General features: G+C 57.9%; 9 protein-coding genes and 1 riboswitch. Of the genes, 6 read left to right on the forward strand and 3 right to left on the reverse strand.

Annotated features, from left to right (window positions below):
- The 3 genes from HBA26_RS22210 to HBA26_RS22220 form a co-directional block, all read right to left on the reverse strand.
- A partial coding sequence (locus tag HBA26_RS22210; protein ID WP_208298234.1) for a thiamine phosphate synthase occupies window positions 1–256 on the reverse strand: 256 nt, incomplete at its 3' end.
- A complete protein-coding gene (gene thiC, locus HBA26_RS22215) occupies window positions 256–2,151 on the reverse strand; it encodes a phosphomethylpyrimidine synthase ThiC (protein WP_063155695.1) in 1,896 nt (631 codons plus the stop codon). The genes HBA26_RS22210 and thiC, both read right to left, overlap by 1 nt.
- A gap of 79 nt (window positions 2,152–2,230) precedes the next feature.
- A riboswitch (TPP riboswitch) is annotated at window positions 2,231–2,340 on the reverse strand.
- Between the two features lie 54 nt (window positions 2,341–2,394).
- On the reverse strand, window positions 2,395–2,892 hold the full coding sequence (locus tag HBA26_RS22220) for an Rsd/AlgQ family anti-sigma factor (RefSeq protein ID WP_028015105.1): 498 nt from the start codon (window positions 2,890–2,892) through the stop codon (window positions 2,395–2,397).
- Between the two features lie 95 nt (window positions 2,893–2,987).
- Between HBA26_RS22220 and nudC the strand changes: the two genes are divergently transcribed.
- From nudC to HBA26_RS22250, 6 genes are all read left to right on the forward strand, one after another.
- On the forward strand, window positions 2,988–3,761 hold the full coding sequence (nudC, locus tag HBA26_RS22225; protein WP_088204570.1) for an NAD(+) diphosphatase: 774 nt from the start codon (window positions 2,988–2,990) through the stop codon (window positions 3,759–3,761).
- Window positions 3,762–3,799: 38 nt separating this feature from the next.
- On the forward strand, window positions 3,800–4,864 hold the full coding sequence (gene hemE, locus HBA26_RS22230; RefSeq protein ID WP_010425930.1) for a uroporphyrinogen decarboxylase: 1,065 nt from the start codon (window positions 3,800–3,802) through the stop codon (window positions 4,862–4,864).
- A gap of 9 nt (window positions 4,865–4,873) precedes the next feature.
- Entirely contained in the window at window positions 4,874–5,545 is a 672-nt protein-coding gene (gene nfi, locus HBA26_RS22235) for a deoxyribonuclease V (protein WP_010425928.1), read from the forward strand.
- 41 nt (window positions 5,546–5,586) lie between these two features.
- On the forward strand, window positions 5,587–6,177 hold the full coding sequence (locus HBA26_RS22240; RefSeq protein ID WP_022646712.1) for a YjaG family protein: 591 nt from the start codon (window positions 5,587–5,589) through the stop codon (window positions 6,175–6,177).
- Window positions 6,178–6,363: 186 nt separating this feature from the next.
- The gene (gene hupA, locus HBA26_RS22245) at window positions 6,364–6,636 is read left to right on the forward strand and encodes a nucleoid-associated protein HU-alpha (RefSeq protein ID WP_002445246.1); all 273 of its coding nucleotides are present in this window, start codon (window positions 6,364–6,366) and stop codon (window positions 6,634–6,636) included.
- Window positions 6,637–6,647: 11 nt separating this feature from the next.
- Entirely contained in the window at window positions 6,648–7,340 is a 693-nt protein-coding gene (locus HBA26_RS22250) for a DUF1481 domain-containing protein (protein WP_028015109.1), read from the forward strand.
- Window positions 7,341–7,469 lie beyond the last annotated feature (129 nt).

Genomic DNA, 7,469 nt, shown 5'->3' on the forward strand with positions numbered 1-7,469 from the left:
CCAAATGCACGCCGTACGCCCGGTGCTTAACGGCCAGCCGCCAGTAGTCGTTGATAAACAGGCGAGCAGTGTAGCGATGCCCCAGCGCGATGGCGGCGACGACGTCGGCCTCCACCTCTTCATCACGCTTATCTTTGATGCGCAGCTGGAGGGTGCGAACGCCGGCCTCCAGCAGGCGGGCGATCCACTCCACGCTGTCCACCACCGGGTAAAGCCCTAAGCGAAAGGGCACGGAGGGGAAATCGGGCTTGTACATTACGCCTCCTCTTTTTTGAGGTAAATTTCGCCGCCTCTGGCGCGGAAGGTTTCCGACATGTCCGCCATACCGACTTCAATGGTCTGCGCGGCGGCGTAATCCCGCACCTCCTGGCTGATTTTCATCGAGCAGAATTTTGGCCCACACATGGAGCAGAAGTGCGCCACCTTGCCCGACTCCTGGGGCAGGGTTTCGTCGTGGTAGGCGCGGGCGGTAAACGGATCCAGCGCCAGGTTAAACTGGTCTTCCCAGCGGAATTCAAAGCGCGCTTTGGACATGGCGTTGTCGCGGATTTGCGCGCCCGGGTGGCCTTTCGCCAGATCCGCCGCGTGGGCGGCAATTTTATAGGTAATCAGTCCCTGCTTTACGTCCTCTTTGTTGGGCAGGCCGAGGTGCTCTTTCGGCGTCACGTAGCAGAGCATGGCGCAGCCAAACCAGCCGATCATCGCCGCGCCAATCCCGGAGGTGAAGTGGTCGTAGCCCGGTGCGATGTCCGTGGTCAATGGCCCCAGAGTGTAGAACGGCGCTTCGTGGCAGTGCTCCAGCTCCTCGGTCATGTTGCGGCGGATCATCTGCATCGGCACGTGGCCCGGGCCTTCAATCATCACCTGCACGTCATACTCCCAGGCGATTTTGGTCAGCTCGCCCAGGGTGTGCAGCTCGGCAAACTGCGCTTCGTCGTTGGCGTCGCGGATGGAGCCAGGACGCAGGCCGTCGCCCAGCGACAGCGAGACGTCGTACGCGGCGCAGATTTCGCAGATCTCGCGGAAGTGCTCGTAGAGGAAGTTTTCCTGATGATGAGACAGGCACCATTTCGCCATGATGGAGCCACCGCGTGAGACGATGCCGGTCAGACGTTTCGCCGTCATCGGTACGTAGCGCAGCAGCACGCCCGCGTGGATGGTGAAGTAGTCCACGCCCTGTTCCGCCTGCTCCAGCAGCGTGTCGCGAAACGCTTCCCAGGTGAGGTTTTCGGCGATGCCGTTGACCTTCTCCAGCGCCTGGTAAATCGGGACGGTACCGATCGGCACCGGGCTGTTACGCAGGATCCACTCGCGGGTTTCGTGGATGTAGCGGCCAGTGGAGAGGTCCATCACCGTGTCCGCCCCCCAGCGCGTGGACCAGACCAGCTTTTCCACCTCCTCTTCGATGGACGAGGTGACGGCAGAGTTGCCGATGTTGGCGTTAACCTTCACAAGGAAGTTGCGGCCGATAATCATCGGCTCCGATTCCGGGTGGTTGATGTTGGCGGGGATAATCGCGCGCCCGGCGGCCACTTCGTCACGCACAAACTCCGGCGTGATGTTCTCCGGCAGGCGAGCGCCAAAGCCTTCACCCGGATGCTGGTGGCGCAATATTTCGCTGCGGATGCGCTCGCGCCCCATGTTTTCGCGGATGGCGATGAACTCCATCTCCGGCGTGACGATACCCTGGCGCGCGTAGTGCAGTTGGGTTACGCATTTGCCCGCTCTGGCGCGTTTTGGCGTCAGCAGGCCGGTAAAGCGCAGCTCGTCCAGGCCGTCGTCGGCCAGGCGTTCTTTGGTGTACGCAGAACTGCGTACGCTCAGTTCTTCGCAGTCGTTACGCGCGTCAATCCACGGCTGTCGCAGCTTTGCCAGACCTTGCTGCACGTTGATGGCAACATCAGGATCGCCGTATGGGCCGGAGGTGTCATACACCGGCACGGCTTCGTTGTCTTCATACTGCGGATTTTCTTTGCTGCCGCCGATAAGCGTCGGGCTGAGCTGGATTTCGCGCATCGGCACGCGGATATCGGCCTGTGAACCGGTGATGTAGATGCGTTTCGAGTTCGGGAAAGCGGTGCCTTCCAGGGTGTCGATGAAGTGTTGGGCCTGTGCACGCTGTTCGCGGCGGGTCAGTTTTGTTGTAGACATAGCTCATTCCAGAAGTGAAGGACATGGCTTGTCAGACGACGGATGAAGCAAGAGGAGATCGCCCCAGGGGCGATACAACAGCAGCGTGACTCTTGTTCCCTTCGCAGGTATTAACCTGATCAGGTTCCGCGGATCCCGAATTAACGGTCTCAGCCCGTGCTTACACACTGGGCACTCCGACAAGAAAAATCCCCCTCCGCAGAGGGGCGACTGGTTGTAAATTACTCGTTAACGGTTAAGAACTCAAGCAGGGCGCGCAACGTTATCGCTGCTGCTGATATTCAGGTTGTTATCCAGTACGAGGGCGATGAGCTTATCTTCCAGCGTGAATCGCTCTTCCAGCGCTTCGCCCAAGTCGGACAGCGCCTGCTGGAACTCAAGATAGTTATCGTGATCGATGGCGTTCTCGAGCGTGGAATCGTAATAGTCCATGATCTGCTGGGTATTGGCTTCCAGCTGCGGACAGAGTTTGCTGGCCGCTAAATACGGCGTTGTCCCTTCCATTTCGCGGATAATGCGTTCATAAATGTTGAAATGGCCGTCGGAGAGGTAGTCGACAAGGCTCTGACAAAAATCATCCAGCGCTTTTTCGTTCAGCCGCATAAAGGATTCTTTGCCAGGCTTAAGACCGACCAGATTGTAATACGCCACAAGGAGATGCTTGCGCACATGTAGCCAGCGATCCACCAGGGTGTTACTTCCTCCAACGCGCTCAGTCAGGCTTTCCAGCTGGTTTAACATGGTCGACTCCATAAGGTTTAGAATGGGATCTGCTTATCCAAAATGTAACCACAATGCTAACAACATGTCAGTGAAGCGAAGGTAGTGCAATAGATATGGATCGTATTATTGAAAAATCAGATCTGGGTTGGTGGATCGTCAGCCACGAACAAAAATTATGGCTGCCCTCAGGAGAGTTGCCCTACGGTGCCGCGGAAACGTTCGATCTGGTGGGCCAGTCCGCGCTGAAGATCGGCGAGTGGCAGGGCGATCCCGTGTGGTTGATCCAACAGGCGCGCCGTCAGGATATGGGATCCGTACGTCAGGTGTTAGATCTTGACGTCGGCCTGTTCCAGCTGGCGGGGCGCGGCGTGCAGCTGGCGGAGTTTTACCGTTCGCACAAATATTGCGGTTACTGCGGCCACACCATGCACCCAAGCAAAACCGAATGGGCGCTGCTCTGCGGCCACTGCCGTGAACGCTACTACCCGCAAATCGCGCCGTGCATCATCGTCGCCATCCGCCGTGATGATTCCATCCTGCTGGCGCAACATACCCGTCATCGCAACGGCATTCATACCGTCCTCGCCGGGTTCGTCGAAGTAGGCGAAACGCTGGAGCAGGCGGTGGCGCGCGAGGTGATGGAGGAGAGCAGCATCAAGGTGAAGAACCTGCGCTACGTGACCTCCCAGCCGTGGCCGTTCCCGATGTCTCTGATGACCGCGTTTATGGCGGAATATGACAGCGGCGAGATTGTTATCGATCCGAAAGAGCTGCTGGAGGCGAACTGGTACCGCTACGACAATTTACCGCTGTTACCCCCTCCGGGAACGGTGGCGCGTCGCCTGATAGAAGATACCGTGGCAATGTGTCGGGCCGAGTATGAGTAGTGTTACACTGACGGACTGACGCAATAAGGAACTGCAAAATGACCGAACTGAAGAACGATCGTTATCTGCGTGCGCTGCTGCGCCAGCCCGTTGATGTCACCCCGGTGTGGATGATGCGCCAGGCGGGACGCTATCTGCCAGAGTACAAAGCCACGCGCGCGCAGGCGGGCGATTTTATGTCGCTGTGCAAAAACGCCGAGCTGGCCTGTGAAGTGACGCTCCAGCCGCTGCGCCGCTTCCCGCTGGATGCCGCCATTCTCTTTTCGGACATTCTTACCATTCCGGACGCGATGGGCCTGGGGCTCTATTTCGAAACCGGCGAGGGTCCGCGCTTTACCTCGCCGATCAAAAGCAAAGCCGACGTCGATAAGCTGCCGATCCCCGATCCGGAAGGCGAACTGGGCTACGTGATGAACGCCGTGCGCACCATTCGCCGCGAGCTGAAAGGCGAAGTGCCGCTGATTGGCTTCTCCGGCAGCCCGTGGACGCTGGCCACCTACATGGTTGAAGGCGGCAGCAGCAAAGCCTTCACCATGATTAAAAAGATGATGTACGCCGAACCGCTGGCGCTGCATGCGCTGCTCGACAAGCTGGCGAAGAGCGTTACGCTCTACCTCAACGCGCAGATTAAAGCGGGTGCGCAGTCGGTGATGATTTTCGACACCTGGGGCGGCGTGCTGACCGGACGTGATTATCAGCAGTTCTCCCTGTACTACATGCACAAAATCGTCGATGGCCTGCTGCGTGAAAACGAAGGTCGCCGCGTGCCGGTGACGCTGTTCACCAAAGGTGGCGGCCAGTGGCTGGAAGCGATGGCGGCCACTGGCTGCGACGCGCTGGGCCTCGACTGGACCACCGATATTGCCGATGCGCGTCGTCGCGTGGGCGACAAAGTGGCGCTACAGGGCAACATGGACCCGTCCATGCTCTATGCTCAGCCTGCCCGCATCGAAGAGGAAGTGTCGACTATACTGTCTGGTTTCGGCCAGGGTGAAGGCCACGTCTTTAACCTCGGCCACGGCATTCATCAGGATGTGCCGCCTGAACACGCAGGCGTATTTGTGGAGGCGGTGCATCGGCTTTCTGCCCAGTATCACAAGTAAGGAGTGGTTATGGATCTCGCGTCGCTACGCGCTCAGCAAATCGAACTGGCTTCATCGGTGATCCGCGAGGATCGTCTGGATAAGGATCCCCCGCAGTACATTGGCGGGGCGGACGTCGGGTTCGAGCAGGGCGGTGAAGTGACGCGGGCGGCGATGGTGGTGCTGAAATACCCGTCGCTGGAGCTGGTGGAGTACAAGGTGGCGCGTATCGCCACCACCATGCCCTATATTCCCGGCTTTCTCTCCTTCCGCGAATACCCCGCGCTGCTGGCCGCGTGGGAGCAACTCTCGCAAAAACCTGACCTCCTGTTTGTTGACGGGCACGGTATCTCCCATCCGCGTCGCTTAGGCGTCGCCAGCCACTTTGGTCTGCTGGTGGACGTGCCGACCATCGGCGTGGCGAAAAAACGCCTGTGCGGCGCGTTTGAGCCGCTTTCTGCCGAACCGGGCGCGCTGGCGCCGCTTATCCATAAAGGCGAGCAGCTGGCGTGGGTCTGGCGCAGTAAAGCGCGCTGTAATCCGCTGTTTATCGCCACCGGGCATCGGGTGAGCATGGACAGCGCGCTGGCGTGGGTGCAGCGCTGCATGAAGGGCTACCGGTTACCGGAGCCAACCCGCTGGGCTGACGCCGTTGCCTCTTCACGTCCGGCATTCATTCGTTGGCAGGAAATTCAGCCGTGATTCAGGTAAACTGCGGCTAATTTTCGATTCGAGACATCATCATGTTACAAAACCCGATTCATCTGCGCCTTGAGAAGCTGGAAAGCTGGCAGCACGTGACGTTTATGGCTTGCCTGTGCGAGCGCATGTATCCCAACTATGCCGCGTTCTGTAAGCAAACGGAGTTTGGCGAAGGCCAGATTTATCGACGTATCCTGGATTTGATCTGGGAGACGCTGACGGTGAAAGACGCAAAGGTGAACTTCGATTCACAGCTCGAAAAGCTGGAAGAGGCGATCCCGGCGGCGGACGATTACGACCTGTACGGCGTTTATCCGGCTATCGACGCCTGCGTGGCGTTGAGCGAGCTGATCCACTCTCGTCTGAGCGGTGAAACGCTGGAGCACGCCATTGAAGTCAGTAAGGCATCCATTACGACCGTCGCGATGCTGGAAATGACGCAGGAAGGCCGCGAAATGACCGACGAAGAGCTGCGTGCTAACCCGGCGGTTGAACAGGAATGGGACATTCAGTGGGAGATTTTCCGCCTGCTGGCAGAGTGTGAAGAGCGTGATATTGAGCTGATCAAAGGGCTGCGCGCGGACCTGCGTGAGGCCGGTGAGAGCAATATTGGTATAATTTTTAACCAATGAGACAACAAAACGTGATTTAACGCCTGTTTTGTCGCACCTCGACTCTTCCCTTCTGCCCCCCGTCTGGTCTACATTTGGGGGGCGAAAAAAAGTGGCTATCGGTGCGTGTATGCAGGAGAGTGCTTTTTTGGCATTTTCGTCGCACTCGATGCTTAGCAAGCGATAAACACATTGAAAGGATAACTTATGAACAAGACTCAACTGATTGATGTAATTGCGGACAAGGCTGATCTGTCTAAAGTGCAGGCTAAAGCTGCTCTGGAATCTACCCTGGCTGCTATTACTGAGTCTCTGAAAGAAGGCGATGCTGTACAACTGGTTGGTTTCGGTACCTTCAAAGTGAACCACCGCGCTGAGCGTACTGGCCGCAACCCGCAGACCGGTAAAGAAATCAAAATCGCCGCAGCTAACGTGCCGGCATTTGTTTCTGGTAAAGCACTGAAAGACGCAGTTAAGTAAGACGCGTGGCAGTGAACAGTTTTAACGAAGGGGCGGCAACGCCCCTTTTGTCATTCTGGCGTGGCACGCTCGCGCTGGCAGGCGTACTGTTGCTGTCTGCCTGTAGCCATGACTCCTCACTCCCCCCGTTTACCGCCAGTGGCTATGCTGACAACCAGGGCGCGGTCAGGATCTGGCGTAAAGATTCCAGCGATGAAGTCCATATGCTTACCGCGTTCAGCCCGTGGCATAACGGCAACACCTCGACCGCAGAGTACCGCTGGCAGGGCGATGCGCTGTCGCTGATTGAACTGAACATCTACAGCAAGACCCCCGAACACGTGAAGGTGCGTTTCGACGACCACGGCGAGCTGAGCTTTATGCAGCATGAAGTCAGCGGGTTGAAACAGCAGCTTTCCAGCGATCAGGTCGCCCTTTACCGCTACCGCGCCGAACAGCTCCGTCAGACCAGCGACGCGCTGCGTCAGGGCCGCGTGGTACTGCGCCAGGGGCGCTGGCATGCCGATGGCACGGTGACCACCTGCGAAGGGCAGACCGTAAAGCCTGAGCTTGAATCCTGGGCAACCGAACACATTCAGCGCCGTCAGCGGCATTCGTCTATGGAAGTGAGCGTGGCGTGGCTTGAGGCGCCGGAAGGCTCTCAGCTGCTGCTGGTGGCGAACGAAGACTTCTGCACCTGGCAGCCGACAGAGAAAAGTTTTTGATTTAAGTTCCCTCTCCCTTGAGGGTGTACAGTCCGGGGACATGGTAGACAGGTGTTCGGGGACATGGTGAACACTTTTTAACATCCTTTACCCATGGTGATCGACTTTTTCTTCAGGTCGATCACCCCC

The organism is Enterobacter sp. 725m/11, from assembly GCF_011683705.1.
Lineage (GTDB): Bacteria > Pseudomonadota > Gammaproteobacteria > Enterobacterales > Enterobacteriaceae > Enterobacter > Enterobacter bugandensis.

What these genes read in the sequence shown, in the direction of transcription:
- thiC (WP_063155695.1), bottom strand. Translation starts at nt 2,151, where the DNA reads ATGTCTACAACAAAACTGACCCGCCGCGAACAGCGTGCACAGGCCCAA.
- HBA26_RS22220 (WP_028015105.1), bottom strand. Translation starts at nt 2,892, where the DNA reads ATGTTAAACCAGCTGGAAAGCCTGACTGAGCGCGTTGGAGGAAGTAAC.
- nudC (WP_088204570.1), top strand. Translation starts at nt 2,988, where the DNA reads ATGGATCGTATTATTGAAAAATCAGATCTGGGTTGGTGGATCGTCAGC.
- nfi (WP_010425928.1), top strand. Translation starts at nt 4,874, where the DNA reads ATGGATCTCGCGTCGCTACGCGCTCAGCAAATCGAACTGGCTTCATCG.
- hupA (WP_002445246.1), top strand. Translation starts at nt 6,364, where the DNA reads ATGAACAAGACTCAACTGATTGATGTAATTGCGGACAAGGCTGATCTG.
- hemE (WP_010425930.1), top strand. Translation starts at nt 3,800, where the DNA reads ATGACCGAACTGAAGAACGATCGTTATCTGCGTGCGCTGCTGCGCCAG.
- HBA26_RS22240 (WP_022646712.1), top strand. Translation starts at nt 5,587, where the DNA reads ATGTTACAAAACCCGATTCATCTGCGCCTTGAGAAGCTGGAAAGCTGG.